This is a genomic window from Solirhodobacter sp., assembly GCF_964715405.1.
Window position 1 is genome coordinate 33739 of the sequence record NZ_CBAICG010000012.1, and the last position, 25366, is coordinate 59104.

At 67.4% G+C, this 25366-nt stretch carries 23 protein-coding genes; 6 read left to right on the forward strand and 17 right to left on the reverse strand.

The window, feature by feature from the left end:
* Window positions 1-173: 173 nt before the first annotated feature.
* Window positions 174-587, reverse strand: a complete 414-nt coding sequence (locus AC11WY_RS07465) for a RidA family protein (protein WP_482924049.1) — start codon at window positions 585-587, stop codon at window positions 174-176.
* A 39-nt stretch (window positions 588-626) separates the two neighbouring features.
* Window positions 627-1895 (reverse strand): flavin-containing monooxygenase, encoded by a 1269-nt coding sequence (locus AC11WY_RS07470; protein WP_482924050.1) that lies wholly within the window; start codon window positions 1893-1895, stop codon window positions 627-629.
* A 198-nt stretch (window positions 1896-2093) separates the two neighbouring features.
* On the opposite strand from AC11WY_RS07470, the gene cbiM reads away from it, so the two are divergent.
* Window positions 2094-3131 (forward strand): cobalt transporter CbiM, encoded by a 1038-nt coding sequence (gene cbiM / locus AC11WY_RS07475; protein WP_482924052.1) that lies wholly within the window; start codon window positions 2094-2096, stop codon window positions 3129-3131.
* A 6-nt stretch (window positions 3132-3137) separates the two neighbouring features.
* Here the strand turns inward: cbiM and AC11WY_RS07480 are convergent, their stop codons facing one another.
* Both AC11WY_RS07480 and AC11WY_RS07485 read right to left on the reverse strand, forming a co-directional pair.
* A complete protein-coding gene (locus AC11WY_RS07480) occupies window positions 3138-3956 on the reverse strand; it encodes a metallophosphoesterase (RefSeq protein ID WP_482924053.1) in 819 nt (272 codons plus the stop codon).
* Window positions 3957-4006: 50 nt separating this feature from the next.
* Window positions 4007-4867 carry a branched-chain amino acid aminotransferase gene (locus AC11WY_RS07485; RefSeq protein ID WP_482924055.1) on the reverse strand — a complete coding sequence of 287 codons (861 nt, stop codon included), beginning with the start codon at window positions 4865-4867 and terminating at the stop codon, window positions 4007-4009.
* Window positions 4868-5136: 269 nt separating this feature from the next.
* On the opposite strand from AC11WY_RS07485, the gene AC11WY_RS07490 reads away from it, so the two are divergent.
* Window positions 5137-6012: a hypothetical protein gene (locus AC11WY_RS07490; RefSeq protein ID WP_482924056.1), complete on the forward strand. Its 876-nt coding sequence runs from the start codon at window positions 5137-5139 to the stop codon at window positions 6010-6012.
* Window positions 6013-6182: 170 nt separating this feature from the next.
* Here the strand turns inward: AC11WY_RS07490 and AC11WY_RS07495 are convergent, their stop codons facing one another.
* From AC11WY_RS07495 to AC11WY_RS07515, 5 genes are all read right to left on the reverse strand, one after another.
* Entirely contained in the window at window positions 6183-7187 is a 1005-nt protein-coding gene (locus AC11WY_RS07495) for an SUMF1/EgtB/PvdO family nonheme iron enzyme (RefSeq protein WP_482924058.1), read from the reverse strand.
* Complete coding sequence (locus AC11WY_RS07500; RefSeq protein ID WP_482924060.1) at window positions 7184-8950, reverse strand: hypothetical protein; 1767 nt, start codon at window positions 8948-8950, stop codon at window positions 7184-7186. Before AC11WY_RS07500 ends, AC11WY_RS07495 begins: the two co-directional genes overlap by 4 nt.
* A gap of 164 nt (window positions 8951-9114) precedes the next feature.
* Window positions 9115-10389 carry a glycerate kinase type-2 family protein gene (locus AC11WY_RS07505; protein ID WP_482924061.1) on the reverse strand — a complete coding sequence of 425 codons (1275 nt, stop codon included), beginning with the start codon at window positions 10387-10389 and terminating at the stop codon, window positions 9115-9117.
* 19 nt (window positions 10390-10408) lie between these two features.
* Window positions 10409-11200 (reverse strand): tryptophan synthase subunit alpha, encoded by a 792-nt coding sequence (gene trpA, locus AC11WY_RS07510; protein ID WP_482924063.1) that lies wholly within the window; start codon window positions 11198-11200, stop codon window positions 10409-10411.
* Window positions 11201-11380: 180 nt separating this feature from the next.
* Window positions 11381-12799: an SNIPE associated domain-containing protein gene (locus tag AC11WY_RS07515; protein ID WP_482924065.1), complete on the reverse strand. Its 1419-nt coding sequence runs from the start codon at window positions 12797-12799 to the stop codon at window positions 11381-11383.
* A 209-nt stretch (window positions 12800-13008) separates the two neighbouring features.
* On the opposite strand from AC11WY_RS07515, the gene ychF reads away from it, so the two are divergent.
* Both ychF and AC11WY_RS07525 read left to right on the forward strand, forming a co-directional pair.
* Complete coding sequence (ychF, locus tag AC11WY_RS07520) at window positions 13009-14106, forward strand: redox-regulated ATPase YchF (protein WP_482924066.1); 1098 nt, start codon at window positions 13009-13011, stop codon at window positions 14104-14106.
* A gap of 479 nt (window positions 14107-14585) precedes the next feature.
* A complete protein-coding gene (locus AC11WY_RS07525) occupies window positions 14586-15602 on the forward strand; it encodes a hypothetical protein (protein WP_482924068.1) in 1017 nt (338 codons plus the stop codon).
* A gap of 56 nt (window positions 15603-15658) precedes the next feature.
* Here the strand turns inward: AC11WY_RS07525 and AC11WY_RS07530 are convergent, their stop codons facing one another.
* From AC11WY_RS07530 to AC11WY_RS07560, 7 genes are all read right to left on the reverse strand, one after another.
* Window positions 15659-16579, reverse strand: a complete 921-nt coding sequence (locus AC11WY_RS07530) for a DMT family transporter (protein WP_482924070.1) — start codon at window positions 16577-16579, stop codon at window positions 15659-15661.
* A 169-nt stretch (window positions 16580-16748) separates the two neighbouring features.
* Window positions 16749-17351 carry a DUF1989 domain-containing protein gene (locus tag AC11WY_RS07535; protein WP_482924072.1) on the reverse strand — a complete coding sequence of 201 codons (603 nt, stop codon included), beginning with the start codon at window positions 17349-17351 and terminating at the stop codon, window positions 16749-16751.
* A 76-nt stretch (window positions 17352-17427) separates the two neighbouring features.
* A complete protein-coding gene (locus AC11WY_RS07540) occupies window positions 17428-18186 on the reverse strand; it encodes an SDR family NAD(P)-dependent oxidoreductase (RefSeq protein ID WP_482924074.1) in 759 nt (252 codons plus the stop codon).
* Between the two features lie 28 nt (window positions 18187-18214).
* Entirely contained in the window at window positions 18215-19033 is an 819-nt protein-coding gene (locus tag AC11WY_RS07545; protein WP_482924076.1) for an ABC transporter permease, read from the reverse strand.
* 8 nt (window positions 19034-19041) lie between these two features.
* Window positions 19042-19893, reverse strand: coding sequence for an ABC transporter permease (locus AC11WY_RS07550; protein WP_482924142.1), 852 nt, complete (start codon window positions 19891-19893; stop codon window positions 19042-19044).
* Between the two features lie 16 nt (window positions 19894-19909).
* A complete protein-coding gene (locus AC11WY_RS07555) occupies window positions 19910-21070 on the reverse strand; it encodes an ABC transporter substrate-binding protein (protein WP_482924077.1) in 1161 nt (386 codons plus the stop codon).
* Window positions 21071-21102: 32 nt separating this feature from the next.
* Window positions 21103-22170, reverse strand: coding sequence for an ABC transporter ATP-binding protein (locus AC11WY_RS07560; protein ID WP_482924144.1), 1068 nt, complete (start codon window positions 22168-22170; stop codon window positions 21103-21105).
* Window positions 22171-22354: 184 nt separating this feature from the next.
* Here AC11WY_RS07560 and AC11WY_RS07565 point away from each other — a divergent pair, with 184 nt between their 5' ends.
* Entirely contained in the window at window positions 22355-23149 is a 795-nt protein-coding gene (locus AC11WY_RS07565; RefSeq protein ID WP_482924079.1) for a helix-turn-helix transcriptional regulator, read from the forward strand.
* A 33-nt stretch (window positions 23150-23182) separates the two neighbouring features.
* Here the strand turns inward: AC11WY_RS07565 and AC11WY_RS07570 are convergent, their stop codons facing one another.
* Complete coding sequence (locus AC11WY_RS07570) at window positions 23183-24475, reverse strand: NAD(P)/FAD-dependent oxidoreductase (RefSeq protein WP_482924081.1); 1293 nt, start codon at window positions 24473-24475, stop codon at window positions 23183-23185.
* Between the two features lie 223 nt (window positions 24476-24698).
* Here AC11WY_RS07570 and AC11WY_RS07575 point away from each other — a divergent pair, with 223 nt between their 5' ends.
* Window positions 24699-25301 (forward strand): DUF4337 family protein, encoded by a 603-nt coding sequence (locus AC11WY_RS07575; RefSeq protein ID WP_482924082.1) that lies wholly within the window; start codon window positions 24699-24701, stop codon window positions 25299-25301.
* Window positions 25302-25366: the final 65 nt, after the last annotated feature.

Genomic DNA, 25366 nt, shown 5'->3' on the forward strand with positions numbered 1-25366 from the left:
CCGAACCCCCGTGGGATACTCGGACCAAGATGAAGAACCATCCGATCATCTTGGCAACATATATCCCGGGGTGATGAGCGTCCGGAAATCCTCCAGTGGAGGATTTCCAGCGAAGAACGCCTGCCCCGTGGGCGGGCTGGGGGGCAGCGCCCCGGGAGCATCGGCCGGGTGCCTCAGTCCGGGATCACGGCGGTGGCGTCGATCTCGACCAGCCAGTCGGGGCGGGCCAGCGCGGTGACGGTGACGCCGGTCGAGACCGGGTGCACGCCCTTGATGTATTCGCCCATCGTGCGGTAGACCGCCTCGCGGTGGCGCACGTCGGTCAGGTAGACGACGACCTTGCACAGATGCTCCATCTTGCCGCCGCACTCCTCGATGAGCTGCTGGATGTTCTGCATGACCTTGTGGGTCTGCTCCACCGGATCATGGCTGTTGATGTTCTTCGCGGTGTCGAGATCCTGCGGGCACTGGCCGCGCAGGAACACCATCGTGCCGCGGGCCACGACGGCCTGACACAGATCGTTGTCGAGCTTCTGCTCGGGGTAGGTGTCCTTCGTGTTGAAGGGGCGGATGCGGGTATGGGCCATCGGGGTCTCCGTTCGGTCAGATGTCTGGCGGGGCGTCGGTCAGGCGTCTACCGTCGCATGCGCCGGGGACGGGGAGTAGGCCAGATAGCCGCGCTGCTTGGCGAGGTGATCGGCCACATACTTGGCGTCGTACCAGACGCCCCAGATGAAGGACGACCCGCGCCGCGTCTGCCACGGCAGCCCGAGGAAATAGAGCCCCGGCTCGACCGAAACACCGCGCTGATGCCGGGGGCGGCCGTTGGCGTCGAAGGCGTCCAGCTTCAACCAGCCGAAATCGAGCGCGAAGCCGGTGGCCCAGAGGATCGTGGTGATCCCGGCCTTGGCCAGATCGAGCGACAGGATCGGGTCGGTCACGCAGGCCGGGTCGGCGTCGATGAGGCGGGCGGCGGGTTCCTCGGGCAGGTCGAGGCCATTGCGCGCGACATAGGCATCGGCTTCGTCCAGCACCGAGAGGTAGTTGGCATCGCCGTGCGCCAGATTGGCCGCGAGGTCCGGCGCGAAGTGCATCACGCCATCCTTGAACGCCTCGGTCCGCCCGAGCAGCACCATACCCTGCGCGGCAAGGTGGCGGAAATCGACGGTATGGCCGCCGTCGGCCCCGCTGACCGCGATCGTGGTATGCTCGGCGCCGGGCGTCGCCTCGGCATCCCATTTGTTCAGCACACCGAGCCACCAGACGAAATCGCGCCCCCGATAGCTGCGCGGCGGGCGATCATGCGGGCCGACCGAAAGATAGACGCGCTTCCCCGCCTGCAAAAGCTCATCGGCGATCTGCACCCCCGAAGAGCCGGCGCCGACCACCAGCACCGCGCCCTCGGGCAGTTGCGCGGGGTTGCGGTAGGCGGTGGAGTGGATCTGGGTGATCCCCGCCGTCTGCGGCACGAGGGCCGGGATGACCGGGCGCTGGAACGGGCCGGTGGCGGCCACCACATAGCCGGCTTCGATCACGCCCTGCGAGGTTTGAACGCGAAAGCCGGGGCGGCCTTCGTTGCGTCGCACCTCGGTGACCTCGACGCCGCAGCGGATCGGGGCGGCGATCCTGTCGGCATAGGCGACGAAGTAATCCGCGATGTCCTCCTTGGCGACGAAGGCATCGGGGTCGCCCGGGAAGGCCAGACTCGGAAAGCGGTCGTGCCAGGCCGGGCCATTGGCCACCAGCGAGTCCCAGCGTTCCGAGCGCCAGCGTTCGGCGATCCGGCTCCGTTCAAGCACGAGGTGCGGCACGCCGCGTTTGCTCAGGTGCTCGCTCATCGCCACGCCGGCCTGGCCCGCGCCGACCACCAGCACCTCTACCGTTTCGACTGACATTCTTCGGTCCTTTCCGGGTTCCCGACATCCTGACGGGATTGGCGGACATTCTGTCGCAGGCGGCGGAAAGGAAAAAGCATAACTTTGCGCCGCTTTGGTTAGGGTAAAGCTAATTATCCCGCTGCGGCGGAACATCGCGGTTGACGCGAGGCCCGCCTGTGCGACGATGCTCGCGCACCCGAGCGACGAGGCCCCACGATGCACATCCCCGACGGCTACCTGAGTCCGGCGACCTGTGCGGTGGCCTATGCGGTGGCGCTGCCGTTCTGGATGCGCGGGCTGACGCGGGTGAAGGCGCGGATGCAGGGGCGCACGGTGCCGATGCTGGCGGTCGTGTCGGCCTTCTGCTTCACGGTGATGATGTTCAACCTGCCGATTCCGGGCGGCACCACCGCGCACGCGGTCGGCATGGGGGTGGCGGCGATCCTGCTGGGGCCCTGGGCGGGGCTTCTGTCGATCTCGGTCGCACTGGCGATTCAGGCGCTGTTCTTCGGCGACGGCGGCATCACCAGTTTCGGCGCCAACAGTTTCAACATGGCCATCGTGGGCTGCTTCACGGCCTGGGCGGTCTACCGCGTGATCGCGGGCCGCGCGGCGGTGATCGCGCCGCGCCGGGCGGTGGCGGCGGGCATCGCGGGCTATGTCGCGATCAACGCCTCGGCCGTCTGCGCGGCGCTGGAGTTCGGGGCGCAGCCCTGGCTCTTTCACGACGCCGCCGGAACGCCGCTTTACGCGCCCTACCCGCTGGCGGTGGCGCTGCCCGCGATGATGCTGGCGCATCTGACGCTGGCGGGCGCCGCCGAGGCGGTGCTGAGCGCGGGCGTGGTGGCCTGGCTGCAACGCGCGCAGCCCGAGTTGCTGGCGCCCTCGGCCGCCGCGGGCTGGCGAGTGACGCGCGGGCTTTGGGCCGCGGTCGGCGCGCTGATGCTGGCCAGCCCGCTCGGCCTGATCGCGGGCGGCATGGCCTGGGGCGAATGGGGGCCGGGCGATCTGAGCGATGCCGCGACACGGGCCGACATTGCCGATGCCTCGGGCGGCATCGCGCCGCCCGCGGTGGTGCCGCAGGGGCTGGCGCGGCTGGCGCATGTCTGGACCGCGCCGATGCCGGATTACGCGCCGGGCTTCCTGCACAGCCCGGCGTTTGGCTACATCGCCTCGGCACTGATCGGGGGCGGGCTGATCGTGCTGGCGATGGCGGCGCTTGGCGCGCTGATGGGGCGCACCGGGCGGGCTTGAGGCGGTTCAGGCGATCTGCCGCAGCACCGCCAGCGACACCCGGTCCAGCACGCGCCCGGTGTGCGGCATCGCCACGAACTCCACCGTCAGCCCCGAGGGGCGCAGCGTGCACAGGCCGAAGCCGGTGCCGTCGGTGATCGACATTTCCGCACTCACCAGCGGGTCGATGGTGTTGTGCAAGCCGTTGCCGACGATCACCGGGAGGCCGTGCCAGAGCGTGACGCGCGGCACATGGACGTGGCCGCACAGCAGCGCCACCACGCCCCTGCCCCGCAGCACCTCGGCCAGCCGGGCGCTGTCGTCCCAGCCGAGCGAGTGCCAGGTGATCTCGGCCTCGCGGTCCAGTGCGGGCGGGTGGTGCACGACGACCAGCTTCGGCAGGTCCGGGTGGCGGTCCAGCGCCGCGGCGAGGAAGGCGAACTGATCGGGGCCCAGCGCACCCGCGACCCGGCCCGGCACCAGACTGTCGAGCACGATGACATGCACCCCGGCCAGCACCCGATCATGGGCATGGGGCGCGTCGCCGGGCTCGCCCAGCATGACCTGCCGGAACCCCTCGCGCCGGTCGTGGTTGCCCAGCGCCAGCACCAGTGGCGCCGTGATCCGCGCCAGCCGCCCGGCCAGCAGGCGATAGCTGGCGGCGTCGCCAAGGTTGGTCAGATCGCCGCTGACGACAACGAAATCGGGCGCGCGGTCCATGCCCGCGATCCGGTCCAGCACGGCGTCGAGCGTTGCCAGCGTATCGCTGTGCAGCGTCGTGTCGCCCGCCTCGGGCGCCGAGATGTGCAGATCGGTGAGGTGCAGGAAGGTGACGGGCTTGGTCATCGCGGGGGTTCCCTCGGGCTTCGAATTGTCCTGTCGGCGGTGTGACGGGGTCAGAGCGCGGGCGCGCCGGAATGCGCCCACTCCCAGTAAAGCGCGCGGGCCCGTTGCGCGATCGGGCCGAAGGCCAGCGTGCGATCCTCGAACCGCACCGCGGGCACCACCTTCGAGATGTTGCCGGTCGAGAAAATCTCGTCCGCCGCGTGGAAATCGTCCAGGCCCAGCGTGACCTCGTGCACCGTGACGCCCGCCGCGCGCAGCAGGCCGATCACCCGCTGCCGGGTGATGCCGTTCAGGAAGGTGCCGTTGGGCACCGGGGTGAAGACCTCGGCGCCCCGGGTCAGGAACACGTTGGCGGTGGCGAGTTCGGCCACATTGCCGTTTGCGTCGCAGGTCAGCGCGTTCTGGAAGCCGCGACTTTGCGCCTCGCGCAGCATCCGCGCGTTGTTGGCGTAAAGACAGGCGGCCTTGGCATTGACCGGCATCACCTCCAGCGTCGGGCGGCGAAAGCGGGTGGTGGTCAGGCCGAAGCCTGCGGGTGCCGCCATCGGCATCGCCTCCAGACACAGCGCAAAATCGGTGGAGGACGGGTCGGGCACGATCACCGCCATCGCGCCGTCTTCGGCCCAGTACATCGGGCGGATGTAGACGTCGGTGCCGGGCGCGAATTTCTTCAGCCCGTCGCGCGTCAGCGCCTCGATCGCGTCGCCGGTCAGCGTGGGCTCCAGCCCCAGCGCGCGGGCACTATCGTTGACGCGGGCCGAGTGGCGGTCGAGGTCAGGCGTGATGCCCTCGAAGAGGCGCGCGCCGTCGAACACGAGGCTGCCAAGCCAGGTGCCGTGCGAGGATGCGCCGAGGATGCGCAGGTCGCCCTGATGCCAGGCGCCGCGCCAAAACGTCCACATCTCGCGCATCGTTTGTCCTTCCGCTGGAGTCGGGGGCGACCTTCGGCGCAAGCGGGTGGCGCTGTCAACCTCGGGCCGACGCGGCCGCCACGGCGCGAAACCGGGCGTTTCCGGCGGGATCGCGCCGAGACAGCGGGCGAATGGGCAGCTTTCCGCGTGCCTTTCCGCACCTCGCTTGACGGATGCCCCCTCTTCACCCGATGGAAAGGAAACAACCATCATAATTGACCCGGTCGAGCAGAAGGGTCAGGAACGGAATGAACGAACACATGCGGAAAATGCGGGTTTTTGGGCTGGCGCTGGGAACGGGGCTGATTGCGGGCACGGGCGGATGGGCGGCAACGTCAATTTCCCCACTTTCCTCCTGCGCGCGGGCGACTGCGGCCGCCATTCCGGTGCGGTCGGCGACGGCGCCCGGCGGCGCGGCGGTGATGGCGGGCGTGGAAGACCTGCGCGGCAAGGAACGCGACGCGGTGCTCGAACGCCAGTTGCTGGCCGGCAACATCCCGTTGTTCCTGCGCGACCTGGTGCCGGTGAACTTCTCCGGCCAGTTCGGCGGCCAGACGATGCGGGTGACGATCTGCGTCATGCCGGATTACCTCTCGGTCGGCACCAACCGCGATTTCGTGCGCACCCCGCTCGGCCTGCCGACGGCGGCACAGGTGGCGCTGCGGCTGGGGTTCCTGCTGCCGACGCCGAAGATGGTCGATGCGATTTACGCCCAGGCGCGCATCCGCCTGTCGCCGCAGCCGATGCCGGCGGGCGACCAGATGACGTCGACCGGCTACCTGCTGCGCCACAACCAGACCGTGGATGCCCAGTTGGGCAGCGCCGCAGGCGTGGCTGACGAACTGATCGCCGGGCAGAAGAAGGACGTGGTGATGACCAACCGCCTGCTCGACCACCCCGGCAAGGTCGCTATCTACGGCTGGCACCGCGGCGCGGGCGATCCGATCCAGCCGCTCTCGACGGTGCACGAATCGATCTACGCCGACTACAGCCACGGCATCCGTCTGGTCAGCGCCATCGCGCTGGTGAACGGCCAGCCGGAACCGCTGGCCGAGGTGATGCAGGACCCGATCCTGTCGGCGCTGATCAGCAGCGAGGGGCCGATCCAGGATGCCGAAGGGCTGATGGCGACGATTTCGCGTTAAGGCGAATTGCGTTGATCAAGAATCAGAATTCGCCCCAGAACTTGGGCGAATTCTGATGGTCTCGTGCCAGATAAGACGCAATTCACGGTAAAGCGTGACGGGGAAAGGCGGGGTCCGGTTTTCCGCATCACTCACGCGACCACCGAGGAATCCCGATCAAGGCCGCGGCGTCAGTCCAGCGTCTTGCAGCAGCGGAACCCGAGGTGGTAATTCTCGTGGCTGCGTTCGTCCATCACGCGGGTGCCGTGCCAGAACGGCGCCCGCCAGCGGCACCAGTCGGGGTGGGCGCGGAACTTGTCGAAGATGAACCAGCTTCCCTTCATCTCGGTCACACCAAGCTTGGTCGAGCCCGCGCTCGCCATCTGATCGGGGGCCAGCGGCAGGTTCATGTGCTCGGCCGCGTTGCCGTTCAGGTCGTAGACCCCAAGTGCGCTGTGGCAATCGGGGAAGCTGCCCGCCGGGTAGGTGTTCGACCCGCAGCCGGTGAAGCTGCCGCCGTTGCAACCGGCCGTCTTGATGCTGTCGGTCGCGCAGATGCCGCGCTGGTAGGTCGGGCCGTAGCTCCAGCTTGCGGTCGGGGCGTCGGCGGCGTTGTGGGCGGCGCGCATCCGGTTCACCGCGGTGTCGGCGTCCACTCCGCGGGCCAGATCGAAACGGTAATCGGGCGGCTCCAGGTCGCCGGCACAGGCGCCCTCCCATTCATGCGCGTCGCAAATGCGCTCGCCGATCGCGCTGCAAATCTCGGCGGCGTCCTCGGCCTGCACCCAGACCACGGGGTAGGCGCAGGGGATGTCGGGGAACTCGAACTGGTCGATGCAGGCGGTGGCCTGCTCGGGTGTCTGGGTGCGCGGATCGTAAAGCGGCGCCATGAACGGGCCGCCGCAGATCTTCTCGAACCGCGGGTTGGCGTAGCTTTGCGGCCCGCCCGGAATGCGCGCGGCACATTCCTCGGGCGTCATCGGGTGGCGCGTCACCGCCGGGTTGCCCTGCCCGATGATCGAGGATTCGGCGAAAACGGCGCGCAGCCGGGCCATCTGCGCGGGCGTCAGGTGGCGGACCGCCTCGATCTGATCCATGAGCACCGCATTCAGGGCTTGCAGTTGGGTCTCGCCCCAGACCGAAGTCGCCGCCATCGCAAGCGCCAGAACAGCCCCGAACAGGCGGTGAGTGGTCATGGCGCCGGATCCTTCCGTTTCATGTAGAAGAAGTCGCGGCTGTCGGGCACCGCGATGAAGCGCGGCAGCCGCATCCCCTGCACCTTGCTGTCGCTCAGCGCCATGCCGGGCACCACATGTTCCACCTTCACATCGCCGGCCTGGCGGACGAAAAGCGAAAGGTAGGTCAGTTCCAGCGCGTTCATGTCGAGGATCATGGCATAATTGCAGCCATAGGCCTGAAACACCTGCGCGAGCGCCGACGGCGTCGCGGTCGAGAAATAGCCGTAGATCAGATAGCGCGCCGAACCGGTATCGCGCAGGCAGACCCCGGCGCGCAGCGTGCGCAGGTCGGCGTCGGCCGAGCCCGACCAGTTGCCGTTCATCCAGCGCGTCACATCGGCACCCGGAATGCCCAGGCCGGTGGCGGGATCGGGCTCGACCAGCGGCACGCCGTTCTGCCGGGCAAAGCGGATTTGCGGCAGCAGCGCGTTGTCGTCCGTGGTCCAGGTCTTCATGTTCATCGTGCCATCGACCAGCACATAGAGCGTGGACAGGCCAGGCTGCAACTTGCTGAAGATCGTGCCCTCTTCGATGAACCCGTAGTGCGAGCCGGAATTGACCGTCGCCAGCGGGCCGCCGCGGAAGGCGCCGTGTTCGCGCTTGAACCCGGCGGTGAAGGTGGCGATCGTCCTGCGCGAATCCGCCGGGCTGACCATCCCGAGCCGCACCAGCGGGCGCGCATTGCCGATGCCGTCCGGGCCGGGCAGCGCGGAATTCTGCACCGAGGCCGGGGGCCGGGGCGACCAGTTGACCCGCGGGTGGTCGGTGCCGAGCCCGAAGCCCAGATCGAACCGGCTGAGGTCGAAGGCCACAAGATAGTCGGTGGCCGAGCCTTCCACCGAGTCGAGCGCATTGGTGCGGCGCGGCCCCTGGAGAACGGCGGGGTCAATCACGCGCGGCTGGATCGCACTGGCATAGACGCCGTCAAGCCCGGTGACCGGATACCACAGGCCCAGCGCCATGCGCTTGCCATCGACTCCGGTCAGGTCAAAGTCGGTCTGCGTGCCGATCACCGGCCGCGCGCCCAGCGCGGGGTCGAGCGGTGCCGCGCCGGGGCCCGCGTCGGGCCCGCCCGCCTTGGCTTCGGCCACGGTGCTGTCGGTCTCGGCGAACGCATCCTGGTAGAAGGTGGACTTGACGAAGTTCACCACCGCGTCGCCGCCCCAGATGTTGCTGCGCAGAAAGTCCGTCACGCCTTCCATCGTCGAGCGCGACCCGGAAACCGGATTGCGCAGATAAAGCCGACCGTCGCAGATCGGCGCATAGGGCTGGCCGCTTTGCTGCGCGGTGGCGAGCGGCGTCGGGTCGCCGTCCCAGGGCGCGCAGACCGCGTCGCCGCCGTGCCCGCCCAGCGCAAGCTGCGGCACCGCGCCCGCAATCAGCGCCACCGTCTGCCCGCGCGGGTCGGGGTTTTCGATGTGGTAGTTGCTGGTGCCCGGCGCGCCATCCGCCCCGAGCGTCAGCAGGAACCAGGAATTGATCCGCGGGCTGAGCGAGATCAGTCGCACCGGATCGCCGGAGGGCAACGTCGCCGTTGTCTGCTGCCGGAACGGCTGCAACTGGATGATGCTCTTGGGCGCCACGGCGTCATATTCGGCCATCTGGTCGGCCAGGGTTTCCACCGCCAGCGCCGGATGGGCGATGAAGGCCCCGATCAGGGCCGCTGCAACCAGAAGACCGCGGGCCTGCCGCTGCCGGGTCCGCCCCGGTTCGAAACGCAACTCAGGCACCCTTGTGCACCCTTTCCTTCCGACGGCCATCGAGGCCGCCCATTCTTCGCCTTGAGATACCAAACCCGCGCCGGATGCAACGCCGAAGCGGTCACCTGCGCGGCTCGCCGCCGGTGCGTGGTGTCGCGGCGACAGGCCTTTTTGCCCCCTCGCCCTCAGCGGATCAGGATGGCGCGGAAGTCGTTGACGTTGGTGCCGGTGGGGCCGGGCACGAAAAGGTCAGCCAGCCGGTGAAATGCCGTCCAGGCGTCGTTCGCGGCCAGCAGCGCGGCCGGGTCGGCGCCCTGCGCCCTGAGCCGCGCCATGCTGCCGCCGTCGGCGAAGACGCCCGCGTTGTCCTCGGTCCCGTCGATGCCATCGGTGTCGGCGGCCAGGGCGGCGAAGGGCACCCCCTCGGCGGCCAGCGCCAGCGCCAGCAGGAACTCGCTGTTGCGCCCGCCCTTGCCCAGCCCGCCCTTGCCCAACCCGCGCAGCGTCACCGTGGTTTCGCCGCCCGACAACATCACCACCGGGCGCGGGAACGGGCGGTTGCGCGCAGCAACCTCGCGCGCGATCGCGGCATGGACGCGACCCACGTCGCGCGCCTCGCCCTCGATCGCGTCCGACAGGATCGCGGCAGGAATGCCGTGGCGCGCAGCCTCGGCCGCCGCCGCCTCCAGCGACAGCCGCGCCGAGGCGATCACGCGCACCTCGTTCCCGCCAAAGCGCGGGTCGGCCGGGTCGGGCGCAAGGCCCGCCTCGCCCGCAAGCCAGGCGGCCACCTTCGGCGGCAGGTCGATCCGCCAGGCCGACACCATCGCCCGCGCATCCGCCCGGCTGACCCGGTCCGGCACCGTCGGGCCGGATGCGACCTGCGCCGGATCATCGCCCGGCACATCCGACACCACTAGGCTGACGACCCTGGCCGGGAATGCGGCCAGCGCCAGCCTGCCGCCCTTGATCCCGCTGACCTGCTTGCGGATCGCGTTCATCACGCCGATCGGCGCGCCCGAGGCCAGCAGCGCGCGGTTCAGGTCGGCCTCGTCCGCCAGCGTCAGATCGCCCGGCGGGCAGGGCAACAGCGCCGAGCCGCCGCCGCAGATCAGCGCCACCACCAGATCATCCGCCGTCAGCCCGGCGACCGCCTCCAGCAGCGCGGCGGAGGCGGCAAGCCCCGCCGCATCGGGCACCGGATGGCTCGCCTCCAGCACGCGGATACGATCGCAGAGCCCCGCGTAGCCATAGCGGGTGACGATGACGCCCGAAAGCGGCGCATCCCACAGCGTCTCGAACGCGCGGGCCAGTTGCGCGGCCCCCTTGCCCGCGCCGACCACGACCGTGCGGCCTTCGGGGCGCGCGGGCAGGTTGCCCTGCAACGCCGCTGCGGGATCAGCGGCACGCACCGCAGCGTCGAACAGGGCGGTCAGCAAGGCGCGGTCGGCACTCTCCACGGGCGTCCCCCTCGCCCGGTCAGGCGCGATGCGTTCCGGCGGCGAGCGTTGCGACGAAGGCCAGAACCTCGGCCGGGCTCTTGCCCGCGCCGATCTCCTTGACGATGGCCGACCCCACGACGCAGCCATCGGCAACCGAGGCGATGGCCTGCGCCGTCTCGGGCGTGGTGATGCCGAAGCCGACGATCACCGGCAGGTCGGTTTTCGCCTTGATGCGCGCCACTTCGGGGCCGACATCGGTCGCCTGCGCCGCCGCCGCGCCGGTGATCCCGGTGATCGAGACATAGTAGACAAAGCCCGAGGTATTGGTCAGCACCTTCGGCAGCCGCTTGTCATCCGTCGTCGGCGTGGCGAGGCGGATGAAGTTCAACCCGGCCTTCTGCGCCGGCAGACAGAGTTCCGCATCCTCCTCGGGCGGCAGGTCGACGACGATCAGGCCATCGACCCCGGCGGCCTTGGCATCGACCAGAAAGCGCGGCACCCCGCGCGAGAAGATCGGGTTGTAATAGCCCATCAGCACGATCGGCGTGACATCGTCGCCCTTGCGGAAGGCCGCCACCATGTCGAGCGTCTTTTGCAGCGTCTGCCCCCCCGCCAGCGCGCGCTGACCCGCAAGCTGGATCGTGATGCCATCGGCCATCGGGTCGGTGAAGGGCATCCCCAGTTCGATGATGTCGACCCCGGCGGCCGACAGCCCCGCCATGATCGCGGCCGAGGTCGCCAGATCAGGGTCGCCCGCCATCATGTAGGCCACGAACGCCTTGCGGCCCTCGGCCCCGAGGGCGGCGAATTTCCGGTCGATGCGGGTCATGAGGCGTCCTCTGTGCAAGCTTGCCCCGATGTGCAGAAAAGCGCGGCGGAAATCAAGGCGCCGCGCTGATGATCCAGTGCGTGCCGAAGCGGTCGGTGAGCATCGCGAAGCCGACCTGGGGCCCAGCGAGACCGGAGCGGGAAACCACAGCGAATGCCAAAATGCTACACCCCTGAACGACTAGATTGATGCGGGAAGATCGCCCAAGGGCGTCAGCAGCTCAAGTAAAGTCTGGTTTCGACGTGCCAACGTCTCGCGCCATTCCTGAGCCTCGCGGTCCTTGAAGAAGCTGGCCTCGGGCGCCAAGCGTGTCACGGCCTCTTCGACCTCGTCCAGTTGCACCCGAAAGAACTCCTTGCGATTGTTCGACATATTGATACGCCGGTCGGCGAATTGCCGATGAAGGGCAAACTCTAGGGCAAGTGCCTCTTCGCTGTAGATCATTGCATGTGTGTCAAAACTGAAAGGAACACTGGCGTCGCCGAGTTCGCGCACCCTGTCGTCTGGATCGAGTCGGCGCGTGAGGCCAATCTTCACTACATCTTCGCCGAAAGATCCGACATTCGATATGATATAGACGTAGCCGGAGCGGGTCATCTCAGCCATCGCGCGCGCGCGTTCACTAGTGGCTTGGGCCTCTTTGAGAGACGCCTCCAATTCGGAAATTCGCTTCTTCATCGCTTCCGTGCCACCGTCGGCGCCAGCCTGCTTTCGGGCCCGTGTGAGCATATCCTGATATTTCTGCTCTTCACGCTCCGCAACTTCGGTCTCGACGAGCAGCCGCTTCTCTTCACGTTCTGCGCGCGCCATCTCGGCATGCTCCTCGCGTTCAACCTTCAATCGTTCCCTGTATTCGTGGGTAAGCCGCAACTCCTCGATCTTCAAAGCGACATAGCCATCTGACAGGGTCAACCGGAGCGAGGTGTTTTCCTTGTCGATTGATGCCTGTGCAGCGAGGATGCGCCTCTCCATCGCTACGACATTGTTCCAGCGCGCGTTGGCAATCGTCGCCTCGCACTCGTTGTTGAAAGCCCGCATGGTCAGTCGCGTTTGACGATTGATCATCACCTGGCCCTTGGCCTTGCTGTTCTCCACTGTCCACTCGGTTGGACAATGTGCGGCCTGCTTTACCGAGATCATCGCCTTCTGGCGTTCACGGACCTCGATGATGCGCGCCTTGTAGACCTCACTGTCATTGAACTCGAAATGCGGCTCGTAAACCCCCAGTTCAGCAAAGGCGAGGCGCTCATCGTAGATCGCCACCTGTTGTTCGAGCCGGTCGAGAAGCTCGCGCTTCTGGGCATAAGATGCGCGCAGGACTTCGATCTTCCTTCCGATTTCCTCTGCCTCGCCCCGCAGCCTCGCGACCTCGGCCTCCTGAGAGATGACGGCACCATATTTGTTTCGGAGGTCCGTCGCCTCTGCCTTGGCCTTGGTCTCGTCTGCCTGCGTCCTCGTCAACTCTGCGGCCTTCTGCGCAGCATCATTCGCCACAGCAACAGCCATCCTTTTCAACTTCACCCTTGCCTTAAGCCAGAAAGTGAAAAAGACCGGCGCAGCGAGGAGCAAGACCAGAATTAGGATTACTCGCGGGTCCATATAGTCTCCGTTTTAGCTGACGAACTGACAGAACGTTGCGTTCAAAGGGTACACTGAACGACCTCGGGCTCAAGGCTGAAGGCGAACTGAACTATCAGTGTATCACAACCGCAGTTTGACCCGGTTTTCCGAGCACGGCAATCAGAGCCGCTTGATAAGCCCCCGCCCCTCCCCTAGAAGCGGCGCGTCAGCGCAAGAAGGGGACGGTCATGGGTTTCAAGATGGGCATCGTCGGGCTGCCGAACGTCGGCAAGTCCACGCTCTTCAACGCGCTGACCCGAACCGCCGCCGCGCAGGCCGCGAACTTCCCGTTCTGCACCATCGAACCGAACGTGGGCGAGGTCGCCGTGCCCGACGCCCGGCTGGAAACGCTGGCCGCGATTGCCGGATCGAAGCAGATCATCCCGACCCGGATGACCTTCGTCGACATCGCGGGGCTGGTGCGCGGCGCGTCCAAGGGCGAGGGGCTGGGCAACCAGTTCCTCGCCAATATCCGCGAATGCGATGCGGTGGCCCATGTGCTGCGCTGCTTCGAGGATGCCGACATCACCCATGTCGAGGGCAAGATCGACCCGCTGGCCGATGCCGAAACGATCGAGACCGAACTGATGCTGTCGGACCTCGAGTCGATCGAGCGCCGCCTGCCCGGCCTCGCCCGCAAGGTGCGCGGCGGCGAGAAGGACGCGGTGGATCAGGACCGCCTGCTGCGCGCCGCACAGGCCGCGCTGAACGAGGGCCGCCCCGCCCGCACCCTGAAGGTGGCCGAGGATGACCGCCGCGCCTGGGGCCTGTTGCAACTGCTGACCGCGAAACCCGTGCTCTACGTTTGCAACGTCGAGGAATCCGCGGCCGCCTCGGGCAACGCGCTGTCGGCGAAGGTCGCCGCAATGGCCGCCGCGCAGGGCGCGGGCGCGGTGGTGATCTCGGCCCGGATCGAGGAAGAGATCAGCCAGCTTGCCCCCGACGAGGCCGCGATGTTCCTGGAAGAGATGGGCCTGCACGAGGCGGGATTGGACCGGCTGATCCGCGCGGGCTACGAGTTGCTGGGGTTGCAGACCTATTTCACCGTCGGCCCCAAGGAGGCCCGCGCCTGGACGATCCCCAAGGGCACGCTGGCCCCGCAGGCCGCCGGTGTGATCCACGGCGACTTCGAGCGCGGCTTCATCCGCTCGGAAACCATCGCCTATGCCGATTATGTGGCGGGCAAGGGCGAAGCGGGCGCGAAAGAGGCCGGCAAGTTCCGCATCGAGGGCAAGACCTACGAGGTGAAGGACGGCGACGTGCTGCACTTCCTGTTCAACGCGTAAGGGGCGCCGGGCAAGGGTGTTGACACGCCGGGATTGATCGACGTTCCTGTTGCCATGTCGCTGTTCGCAACCGAGCTTCCCGTAACCGCCAGCCTTGACGCCACCCGTTTCGTGGCCTCGGTCATCGCATGGATCAGGGGGATCAGGGACAGCCGCATCCTTGACAGCGCGACTGGCAGCGATCTTCAAGGCGACGGCCCGTCGCTGCGCGCGCCATCCGGCGAGACGCTGCACATTCTCCGTCTGGTCACCGATACCGGCACGGCGGCGGGGTTCCGGCATGACATCCCGGATGCGGAAGGCCGAACCTGGCGCACCGAAGGCGTCTTGCGACAGACCGGCGGGGCGGAGGGTGTCGTTCGGGTGCGGGGGCAGTGCCTTGCGACGGCAGGCGTCGCGTACTTGCAGCCGCCCAGGCGGCCGGTCCTGGTTAAGGCGCTGGTCGAAGAGGGGATGACGGCCCCGATGGGTCACTCATCGTGCAGGATCGCCCGCACCGGATCCGCACCGGAGACGACGGACTGTTGCAGGCGCTTGCCGTCATTGACGGAGGTGCAAGCCGCCATCTGCCGGTTGTCTATCTGTCGGCGCTCGGGCAAGGCCGCTGGGCGCTGCCGGAACCGGAGATCGAGAAACTTGCGCGCGATCTGTCGGGCGTTGCCCATGTCATGGTCGAGCCCACGCGCGAGTTCTCCTTTGCGCTGAGGGACGTGTCGGCAGGCCGCAATGCCTATGGCGGAACCATCGGCATCGCGGTTCCCGGTCGCGGGTTTGTCCGGCGGCTGTTTCTGGGCTGGGCGATTTCCGACACGGCCACCTTGGCGCAGGAGGTCCGGGCGACTGCGTTGGACCTGCGAACCCAGATGGGCAAGACAGGCGGCTGGGATTGGCTGGACCTTCAGGACGCCGTCCTCCGCCACCAGCGGGACCGCGAGAAGAACCGTCTGACGGCAGAGGAAACGACATCGCTCTACGACGCGGAACTGGCCACCAAGGACGAACGCATTGCGGAGCTTGAAGCCGCACTCGCCGAATTCCGCGACCGCGCAGAAGCCGGGCCGGTGGCCATCGTTTCCGGTGGAGGTCTGGCACAGTCGATCGGCCCGGAGCTTTACGACGGTGAGTTCAACGACCGCCTGCGGGCCGCCCTGACCGACATTGTTGCACGAGGCGCCGATCAGGGGTGGGACAGCCGCAGCCTCGCCCTGTTCGGCAAGGCGCTGGAGAGCCTGCCACCTTCGGCCGGACTGGCCGAACTGCGCGAAGACCTGCGGCGCGCGACCAAAGACTCGGGCAAGCTTGCCTCGGCCGTACCCGCACTGCTTGCCCGCCACGGCTATCAGAGGAAGGCGGACAACAAGCACATCCGGCTGGAGCCGCAAGATGGCTTCGTCGGACTGAATGCAGTGACAGTGCCCAAGACCCCGAGCGATCATCGCACCGGTGACAATCTTCGGGGGCAGATCGAGGGCAGCATGGGGCTGAAGCGGCTCTAGGTCCGGGGCGGCGTCCGGCACATCGCGCCGGTCCTGCCGTTCAGGCCCCTGCCCCGTCAATCCGGCGGCGCCCCCACCGGCACCCCCGCCGCAATGCGTCGGCGCCGGTCGGTCGTGATCAGCGCGACCCCCGCGAGCACAACCGCCCCCCCCAGCAGATGCGAGGGATCGAGCCGCTCGCCCAGAAAGACAATGCCGCCGAGGACCGAGAACACCGGCAACAGCAGCAGGTAGGGGGCAACCTGCCCGACCTCGTGCCGCACAAGAAGCGCATTCCACCACGAATAGCCAAGCGCCTGCATGACAAGGCCGAGGTAAAGCACCGTCAGCCAGACCCGCGGCCCCGCCGACAGCAGGGCCGCGCGCTGGCCGGTTTCGAACAGGAACGAGCAGATGAAAAGCTGCGGCACCGCCAGCACGGCGATCCAGCCGGTGACGGCCAGGCCGTCGAGGCCGCGCAGCTTGCGCACCACCACCTGCCCCAGCGCCCAGGTGAAGGCGCCGCCGATCACCAGAAGGATCGAGCCGAGCGATCCCCGGATCTGTCCGACCCCGGCGATCTCGGCCACCCCGGCGAAGGCGATCACGATGCCGACCCATTTCCGCATCGTCGGCCGCTCGCCCAGCAGGAGCGCGCCAAGGAGCACGAGGAACGGCACCTCGGTCTGCACGACCAGCGCCGCGAGTCCCGCGCCAAGCCCGGCGAGGCCGGTGAAGGTCAATGCGTATTGCACCGTGGCGCCGACAAAGGTCGCCACCATCAGCCAGCGCAGGTTGCCCCGCGGCCGCGGCAGAAAACCCACCAGCACCGCCGAGGTGACGACGAACCGCAGCGCCTGCATCAGGATCGGTGGAAAGTCCTCGGTGCCGCCCTTGGCAACGACGAAACCCATCCCCCAGATCAGCGCGACGCCGACCGCCCGGGCGACATCGGCGGGGGTCATGTGGGTTGGGGCCATGTGGGTTGGGGCTGACATGCGCGATCTCTGGCTGGGCTCGGTGGCGCGATGCTTGCGCGCCGATGCGCCCGGCGTCCAGCCCTGACGCGCGGAGCGGCGCCGACGAGGGCAGGTCAGGCGCCCCTCGGGGCCGCTCTCATCCGCGCGCGACGAAGACCTGAAAGGCCGACACGCGGCCCGCGCCTGCTCAGTCCACCACGCGGTAATGCACTTCGGTGGGGGTGCAGGCGGCGCCGTTGATCGGGATCATGTCCTGCGGGCAGGTCGACATCACGACAACGCAGTCCAGCACGGCCCGCAGGATCACGAAGTCACCCGGCTTGCAGAGCGGTTCGCCCCAGGCGATGCGCCCGTCGGCGGCAATGGGGATGTTCATCCAGAGGTTGAGCGGGGCGGGGGTTTCCTGAGCCCGAAACCCGATCCCCGCGAGGGCCGCGTGCAGGTTGTCGGTGCAGTTGTCGTGATAGGCGCGGCAGCCGAGCAGAGCGTAGCGATGCACGTCGCAGGCGGCGATCACCGTGTCGTGGCGGCCCGGCGAGGTATCCTCCTCAAGGATCACGATCGGGCGGCGGCGGTTGGTGACCAGCGCGTCGCCGCGGCCGGGGAAGATCCCCTGCAGGCTGGCGTGCAGATGCTCCATCGACAGGAACTCCGCCATGTCGTCGGCATTGAAGCACCAGGTATCCACCACCTGCTGACCATGCGTGTTGATGATCTGGATCGCCTGCCCGCTGGCCAGCCGCACCGCCCGCCCGCGTCGCGCGGGCACCACCTGAAGTTGCGTCGCCATGTCCCGCTCTCTCCCTGTCCAGTGCGATTGAACTGTCCGCCTCGGCTATGGGCACGTCAAGGCGAACACGCCCTCTTCAGAGGCACTCACCGCCGTCGATGACCAGCGCCTGTCCGGTCATGAACGACGACCGGTCCGACGCGAGGTAGACAATCCCGTCGGCGATCTCCTCCGGCGTGGCCCACCGCTGCATCGGGATGCTGTCGCGCACATAGGTTTCCAGAAAGGATCGTCCGCCCATCTGCTGCTCGAAGCCGGCGTTGAAGGGGGTATCGACAAAGCCCGGGCACAGCGCATTGCAGCGGATGTTGAACCGCGCGTAGTCCACCGCGATCTGGCGCGTCATCGCGATCACTGCGTGCTTGGTGGTCGCATAGGCGATCATGCCGCGGTCATACTGCACGCCGGAATTCGAGGAGGTGACGATGATCGACCCTTTGCCCTGGCGTTTCATATGGATGACCGCCGCCCGCGCGGCAATGAAATGCGCCCGCACGTTCAAGGCCCAGGACATATCCATGCCGCAGGCATCGACGTCTTCGAGGCTTCCGGGGATCTGCACCCCCGCGTGGGAATGCAGGATGTCGAGGCGCCCGCGGGCGGCAACGACCTGGTCGATCGCGTCGGTCAGGTCACGGTCGTCGGCCACATCAAGCCCGCGCGCGTCGGCCTGGCCGCCCGTCGCCCGGATTTCTGCTGCGACGCTGTGCGCCCTGGCGGCGTCCCTGTCGGTGACGACCACCACGGCCCCCTCGCGCGCCAGCGCCAGGGCACCGGCGCGCCCGATCCCCGATCCGGCCCCGGTCACAAAGGCGATCCGTCCGCGCAGCATCATGATGGCATCGGTTCTGACTGGGGCCGCATCACTCCGGTTTGCGCCGCCCGCGCTGCAGGATGACCTGCGCGGTGATCAGCACGATCAGCGAGACGGTCAGGACCATCGACCCGATCGCGTTGATCTCGGGCGTCACGCCACGCCGGATCGAGGAAAACACATAGATCGGCAGCGTCGTCTCGGACCCGGCAACGAAGAACGCGATGATGAAATCGTCAAAGCTGAAGGTGAAGCTGAGCAGGACGCCGGCCAGAATGCCCGGAAAGATCATCGGCAGCGTGACCTGACGGAAGGTGCCCCAGGGGGTGGCGTAGAGGTCGGCCGAGGCTTCGGTCAGGCTGCGGTCCATCCCGGCGATGCGCGCCCGCACGATGATGATGACCAGTGCCATCGAGAACAGCGTATGCGCGGCGATCAGCGAGCCGTAGCCCATCGCGAACTGCGGCGCGGGTGAGCCTGCGGGCCAGATCGCCTGCAGCATCGGATTGAGCCAGCCGAACACCGTCACGAAGGCGATCAGCGTGGCGATGCCGATCACGATGCCGGGCACCATCACCGCGATGTAGATCAGTGCGTCGAAGATGGTGCGGAACCGCCCGCGCATCGTCTGCAGCGACAGGGCCGCCATCGTGCCGAAGACGCCCGCCGCCCCGGATGAAACCAGCGCCACCGTCAGGCTGGTGCGCAGCGCATCCATCACGAAGGGGTCGGACAGCGCCTTGCCATACCACTGGATCGAAAAGCCCTGAAGCTGGCTCGCGTTGTGCCCCGCGCTGAAGCTGAACAGCACGATGATCCCGATCGGGACATAGAGGAACAGATAGACGGCGAGCGCGTAAATCCGCATGTCGGCCCCTACATCAACGAGACGTCGTCGCGGTCGGCCCCGAACCGCCGCACGAAGCGCATGTAAAGCGTGACGGTCAGCAGCATCACCGCGACCAGTGCGACCGCGACCGCCGAGCCATAGGCCCAGTTGCGCGATTGCAGGAACAGGTCGACCAGCGCGTTGCCGACAAAGAACACCTTGCCGCCGCCCAGCATCGCCGGGATCAGGAATTCCCCCATCAGCAGGATGAAGACCAGCATGCAGCCGGTGGCGACGCCGGGGATCGACAGCGGCAACGTCACTTGCAGAAAGCTGCGCCACGGCGTCGCGCCCAGATCGGCCGAGGCTTCCAGCAGGCGCTTGTCGAGCCGCTCGAGGCTGACGAAGATCGGAAACACCATCAGCGGCAGATAGCCGTAGACGATGCCGACCAGCACCGCGAAGGGCGTGTTGATCAGCCGCACGTCCGGCAGCCCGATCAGCGCTAGCAGCGCGGGGATGCCGCGACCGCCCAGAATGAAGATCCAGGCGTAGCTGCGGATCAGGATGCTGGTCCAGAACGGCACGATCACCAGCACCAGCAGCATCATCCGCCACTTCGGCGTGACCCGGATCGCCAGGAAATAGGCCAGCGGATAGGCGATCAGCAGGGCGAGCAGGGTTCCGACCGGCGCCAGCGTCATGGTGTTCTTGAACGCCGTCCAGCGCGCCGGAAGGTTCAGGTACTGGTCGAGTGTGAAAGCGGGGACATAGCCGCCGGCCGGCCCCCGCTCGCCGAAGCTGAAGACGAACACGACCACAAGGGGCAGGACGAGCATGCAGAAGAACCATGCCCCCGCCGGTGCCAGCAGCAACCAGTTCCTGACCTGTGTCCGCATCGTCATGCCCCCCGGATCAAGCCGACTTGAACCGCGCCATCAGTTCGGCCCGGTTCGGGTCGGTCAGCGTCGCTGCCGCGCCAAACTCCAGCGGGGTCAGCAGATCCTTGGCGGGATACATGATCGGGTCATTCAGCATCTCGGGCGACAGCAGCGCCGTCACGCGCGAGTCCGCCACCGGATAGCCATGCGCCAGCACCTCTTTCTTGTTGATCTCCGGCGTCAGCAGGAAATCGACCAGCGCGTAGGCCGCGTCCATGTGCGGGGCAGCCTTCGAGATGGCGTAGAAGTCGCTCCAGATCTCGCCGCCTTCCTTGCCGATGACATACTCGATCTCGGGCATGTCGGCGTGCAACTGCTTGGCGTCGCCGGTCCAGCACATCGTCAGCCAGGCATCGCCATTGCGCATCGAGGGCTGATAGTCCGAGTTGATCGCAAAGAGGTGCGGCTTGGCGGCGATCAGCAGCTTCTCGGCGTCGGCCAGTTCCTTGGGGTCCAGCGAGTTGAACGAATAGCCGTAGTATTTCAGCGCATTGCCGATCACCGTCAGCTGGTAGTCATGCACCATCGTGCGGCCCGAGAAGTCGGTCATGGTCAGATCCCAGAACTGCTTCCAGGTTGTCATCTTGGTGCCGCCGCTGTGCTTGGTGTTCACCGCATAGCCGGTGGTGCCCCAGTCTTTCGACAGCGCGTAAAGCTTGCCGTTCACCGTGCCCGGCCCGGCGAAGCGGGGGTCGAAGGACGCGGGGTCGTAGTGCGGCACCTTCGCCAGGTCGATCGGGATGATCAGGTCCGCGCCGACATAGGTGCTGATGGCGTAGTTGGTGGGCACGAACACGTCCCAGCCGCTGCCACCGGCCTGCAGCTTGGCGAGCATCTCCTCGTTCGAGCCGAAGACGTTGACCTGCACCTTGGCGCCGGTCTTGGCGGCGAAATCGTCGAAGTTCTTCATGTCGTGATAGTTCGGCCAGGTGGCCAGCACGACCCGGTCGCCGATGCTGCCCTCGGCATAGGCGGGCTTCGGGCGCAAGGCCGGAATTGCGGCGCCCAGAACGGCCGCCGCGGCGCCAAGCCCGGTCACGCCCAGGAAATGCCGGCGTGTCACCGATCCGCGCTGATAGCGGCGCAGTTCCTCCATGAACTTCTGGCGGGTGATGTAATCGTTGTTGTCAGACATTTTCATTCCCCTTGCTGTTGGACGTTCATCGCTCAGTTGCCTTGCAGGATCAGGGCCCCGTCTTGTGGCCAGGTGGCCCAGGCCTCTTGCCCCGTCTCGTAGCCGCCGCTGCTGGCTTCGGCCTGCCGCGACACCAGCGCGAGGAAATCCCCGAGCCGCTCGTGATGGACGAGGTATTCCGTGTGTTCGCCAAGAAAGATCCGGTTGCGGATGCGCACACGCAGCGCCAACGGGTCTTGCGGCGCATCCCCTGCCACCGGCTGCGCCAGCCGGATCTGTTCGGGCCGCACGCTCAGACAGGCCGCGTCGTCCGCCGCCATGCCTGCGGGAACCTGGCCGAACAAGCGCATCCCGTTCGCCATCTCGACCGCCCCGATACCCGCGGCGACATCGCCAAGGCGCCCCTCGAAGAAGTTCGACTTGCCGACGAAATCGGCGACATAGCGGCTGTTGGGCCGGTCGTAGAGGTCTTTCGGCGATCCGACCTGAACGATGCTGCCGCTGCGCATGATGCAGATGCGGTCGCTCATCGACAGCGCCTCTTCCTGATCGTGGGTGACCAGAACGAAGGTGATGCCCAACTGGCGTTGCAGGGTCTGCAACTCGATCTGCATCTCGCGGCGCAGCTTGCGGTCCAGCGCCGCCATCGGTTCGTCCAGCAAAAGCAGCTTGGGTTCGTTCACCAGCGCCCGCGCCAGCGCGACCCGCTGCTGCTGGCCGCCCGACATCTCCCATGTCCGGCGCGCGCCATAACCGGGCAGGCGGACGGTTTCCAGCGCGGCTTCGACCTTTGCCGCCACTTCGGCGCGGCCCGGTCTTGGCCGCCGCTGCCGCAGCCCGTAGGCGATGTTGTCGAACACCGTCAGATGCGGGAACAGCGCGTAATGCTGAAACACCATGTTGACCGGCCGACGATGCGGCGGCGTGTCGTTGACGCGCTCGCCATCCAGCAGAACCTCGCCCTCGGTCGGCGCCTCGAAGCCGGCCAGCATCCGCAGCGCCGTCGTCTTGCCGCAGCCCGAGGGGCCGAGGAACGAGATGAACTCGCCCTTGCGGATCTCAAGGTCGATCCGGTTGGCCGCGCGCACCGCGCCGAACATCTTCGATGCCGAACGGAACGCCGCGATCGGTTTCTGGTCGGTCACCGGAAGATGCTCCTTTCGGGATGAAGCCTTGAGTTTGCGGCCGGGGGCGCATACCACCTGAAAACATGGAAAGCCTACGGAACACGCATTTCGATGTATATATCACGTTTGGGATATAGCCGCCTGCCGATCGCGCGCGATGCAGGATGACGTCTGGCTCCACGCGATTGCCCGCACCATCGCGGCGATCGGTAAACCGGCGTTCGGCACCGCGCTTTCGCAGCTTCTGAAGGCGGCCGCGCCTTATGATTTCACCGTCATCTTCGGCTATCGCGGCGCGGCACGGCCCATTGATCTTCATGATGATTTCCCGGCGGACAAGCGCCGGGTCTTCGTCACCGACTATCAGGAGGGGCCCTATCTGCTCGACCCTTTCTACCTGGCCAGCGTGCAGCCGGTTCCCGCCCGGCTTTACCGGATGCGCGATCTGGCGCCGGATCGGTTCTATCAGGGCGAGTATTTCCGCAACTACTATGTCCAGACCGGCCTTGCCGAGGAAATCGGTTACTTTGTCGATTTTCCCGACAGTGCGATGATCGTGGTCTCGCTTATGCGCGCCGAGCGGCCGTTTTCCGCGCGCGAGTTTCGCGAATTCGAGCTGCTGACCCCGATCATCGCGGCCTGCTGTCGGCGGCACTGGGCCGACTTCGCGCCCCGACCCGCCGACCCCGTGCGCGCCCCGCCACACCCCGATGTGAAGCACGCGTTCCAGACCTTCGGCGCGGGCGTGCTGACCGCCCGCGAACGCGAGGTGGTGGAATACACGCTCAAAGGCCACTCGGCCGATGCGGTCGGCCGGATCCTCGACATCGCCTCGGGCACGGTGCGCATCCACCGGCGCAACATCTACGCGAAATTGCGGATCAACTCGCAGGGCGAGCTGTTTTCGTCGTTCATCGAGACGCTGGGCGGCGCAGACGCGGCGACCGAGTGAAAGCCCCCCATGCGGTCACGAGGGCGGGCACGGTCAGAGCCCGAACTGCTCGCGCAGGCGATACCAGGCGACGGTCGCACTGACGGCGGGCTTGCGCAGGAGGTGAAACGGGATCGGTTGTGGCGCGCTGACCGGGAAATCAAGCTCGCCCTCGGGCATGCCGGTGGCCCAGTCGGCCAGCACCTTGCCCAGCACCGTTGCCATCGCCACCCCGCGGCCGTTGTAGCCAACCGCCGCCATCACCCCCGGCCCCAGCCGGTTGAGGTGCGGATAGTGATCGACCGTCATCGCGACATTGCCGCCCCAGGCATAGGGCCACTCGACCGCGCCAAGCTGCGGATAAAGCTGCACCGAGACGCGGCGCAAACGGTCCAGCAGCCGCAGCGTGCCCGCAGCCCCGAACGCGCCCCGCCCGCCCATGATGAACCGCCCGTCCGGGCTCATCCGGTAATAGAGCAAGAGCTTGCGGCTGTCTGACGCGGCCTGCCCGCCCGGCAGGACCAGGCGCCGCAAATCATCCCCCAGCGGCGCCGTCGCGACCTGGATCGAGCGGACCGGCACCAGCGTCCGCGCCAGCGGCGGGGCGAGTCCATCGGTGTAACCATTGGTGCACAGGATTACCTGCCGGGCCCGCAGCCGCCCGGCGGCGGTCTGGATCACATGGCCGTCGCCGACCCGATCCAGCCGCGTCGCGCGGCTGTGGCAATGCAGCACCGCCCCGGCGTGCTGCGCGGCCACCGCCAGCCCCAGCGCGTAGTTCAGCGGGTGCAGATTGCCGCCGCGCGCGTCGATGCTTCCGCCGACATAGGCGTCGGTGCCCAGCAGGGCCGCGAGTTCGGCGCGTGACAGCATCCGCAGCGGCGCGCCCCGCCGCGCCCATTGCGCGACCCGTTCCTGTGCCGCCGCCAGCGCCGCCGGGGTGTGGAGCGGCTGAATCCAGCCGGTCTGCACCGGGTCGCAGGCAATCGCGTGACGGCGGATCAGCGCAAGGACAAAGTCCGCCGCCCCACCCGACAGGCGCACCAACCGGCCCCCGATCCCGGCGCCGAAGCGGGCCTCGATGGCGTCGGGGTTTTCCTTCAGCCCCGGGTTCAGTTGTCCGCCATTGCGCCCCGATGCCCCCCATCCGGGTGTTTCCGCCTCCAGCAACGTCGCGCGGGCCCCTGCCTCGGCCAGATGCAGCGCAGCGGACAGGCCGGTGTAGCCGCCGCCGATGATCGCCACATCCGTCTCGGCATCGCCTTGCAGCGGCACGGATGTCACGGCGGAATTGGCGGTCGCCGTCCAGAGCGAATTCGCGATCGGGGCAATTTCGTGGGCGATCACGGGACAATCCTCTTTGTCGCAGCCCGAACCGGGCCATGCCGGTAAAGGCTAGCCAGTCCGGACTTCGCCGTAAACGCAATTGATCGGAACCCGCCGTTCATCGGCCGCCATGCCGGTGCGGCGGATTCCGGCTCATCGGGTCCATCGACGGCGCCGACGAGGTGCATCATGGTGCGCCCGGTGACCGAATCCCGTCCCTTCCCCTGCACCCGCGAGGTTTTTCATGATTGACGCCGATGAAGCCAAGGATCTGATCGAGGAGGCGGTCGAGCGCAGCGGAACCGACCGCACGGCCGCCGAGACGGCGGACCGGCTGGAGGAAAGGCGGTTTCGCGATCGGGTATCGCTGATGGTGGGGCTGTTCGCGGTGACGCTGGCCGTGGTCCATATGGCCGCGGCCGGGGCGGCGCGGGAAAGCGTGCTGCGCGGCATCGAAGCCTCGGATACCTTCGCCTACATGCAGGCCAAGATCGTGCGCGAGACGATCTACAAGACCGCGGCGGCAACCGCGACGGCTGCGGACAGCGACCGCAAGGACTGGGCCGATCAGGCGCAGAAGTTGCGCGCGCCCGATGCCGCCGGACACGGCATCGGCCAGTTGCAGGACGCGGGCACCGCACAACGCGCCGCCGGGTTGAAGGCCGCGACGGCGGGTGAAGGCTATGAGACCGGCGAGACGGCGCTTCAGATGGCGATCGTGCTGCTGTCGGTGGCGATGATCGCGCGATCCTGGCGGATGGTGTTCGGGGCGATCGCGGTCGCGGTGGCCGGGGTGGCGATGGCGGGTGCGGCCTATGGCGGGCTTGCGATGCCCTGGCTGGGGTGACCGCGGCGCGGGCCACTGACCGGGCGCGGCCATGCAGGCCGGATCGCGGCTTGCCCGGTCTTTGA

Coding starts and splice junctions, on each gene's coding strand:
- AC11WY_RS07465 (WP_482924049.1), bottom strand. CDS start 587: ATGGCCCATACCCGCATCCGCCCCTTCAACACGAAGGACACCTACCCC.
- AC11WY_RS07470 (WP_482924050.1), bottom strand. CDS start 1,895: ATGTCAGTCGAAACGGTAGAGGTGCTGGTGGTCGGCGCGGGCCAGGCC.
- cbiM (WP_482924052.1), top strand. CDS start 2,094: ATGCACATCCCCGACGGCTACCTGAGTCCGGCGACCTGTGCGGTGGCC.
- AC11WY_RS07480 (WP_482924053.1), bottom strand. CDS start 3,956: ATGACCAAGCCCGTCACCTTCCTGCACCTCACCGATCTGCACATCTCG.
- AC11WY_RS07485 (WP_482924055.1), bottom strand. CDS start 4,867: ATGCGCGAGATGTGGACGTTTTGGCGCGGCGCCTGGCATCAGGGCGAC.
- AC11WY_RS07490 (WP_482924056.1), top strand. CDS start 5,137: ATGCGGGTTTTTGGGCTGGCGCTGGGAACGGGGCTGATTGCGGGCACG.
- AC11WY_RS07495 (WP_482924058.1), bottom strand. CDS start 7,187: ATGACCACTCACCGCCTGTTCGGGGCTGTTCTGGCGCTTGCGATGGCG.
- trpA (WP_482924063.1), bottom strand. CDS start 11,200: ATGACCCGCATCGACCGGAAATTCGCCGCCCTCGGGGCCGAGGGCCGC.
- AC11WY_RS07515 (WP_482924065.1), bottom strand. CDS start 12,799: ATGGACCCGCGAGTAATCCTAATTCTGGTCTTGCTCCTCGCTGCGCCG.
- ychF (WP_482924066.1), top strand. CDS start 13,009: ATGGGTTTCAAGATGGGCATCGTCGGGCTGCCGAACGTCGGCAAGTCC.
- AC11WY_RS07530 (WP_482924070.1), bottom strand. CDS start 16,579: ATGTCAGCCCCAACCCACATGGCCCCAACCCACATGACCCCCGCCGAT.
- AC11WY_RS07535 (WP_482924072.1), bottom strand. CDS start 17,351: ATGGCGACGCAACTTCAGGTGGTGCCCGCGCGACGCGGGCGGGCGGTG.
- AC11WY_RS07540 (WP_482924074.1), bottom strand. CDS start 18,186: ATGATGCTGCGCGGACGGATCGCCTTTGTGACCGGGGCCGGATCGGGG.
- AC11WY_RS07545 (WP_482924076.1), bottom strand. CDS start 19,033: ATGCGGATTTACGCGCTCGCCGTCTATCTGTTCCTCTATGTCCCGATC.
- AC11WY_RS07550 (WP_482924142.1), bottom strand. CDS start 19,893: ATGCGGACACAGGTCAGGAACTGGTTGCTGCTGGCACCGGCGGGGGCA.
- AC11WY_RS07555 (WP_482924077.1), bottom strand. CDS start 21,070: ATGTCTGACAACAACGATTACATCACCCGCCAGAAGTTCATGGAGGAA.
- AC11WY_RS07560 (WP_482924144.1), bottom strand. CDS start 22,170: ATGTTCGGCGCGGTGCGCGCGGCCAACCGGATCGACCTTGAGATCCGC.
- AC11WY_RS07565 (WP_482924079.1), top strand. CDS start 22,355: ATGCAGGATGACGTCTGGCTCCACGCGATTGCCCGCACCATCGCGGCG.
- AC11WY_RS07575 (WP_482924082.1), top strand. CDS start 24,699: ATGATTGACGCCGATGAAGCCAAGGATCTGATCGAGGAGGCGGTCGAG.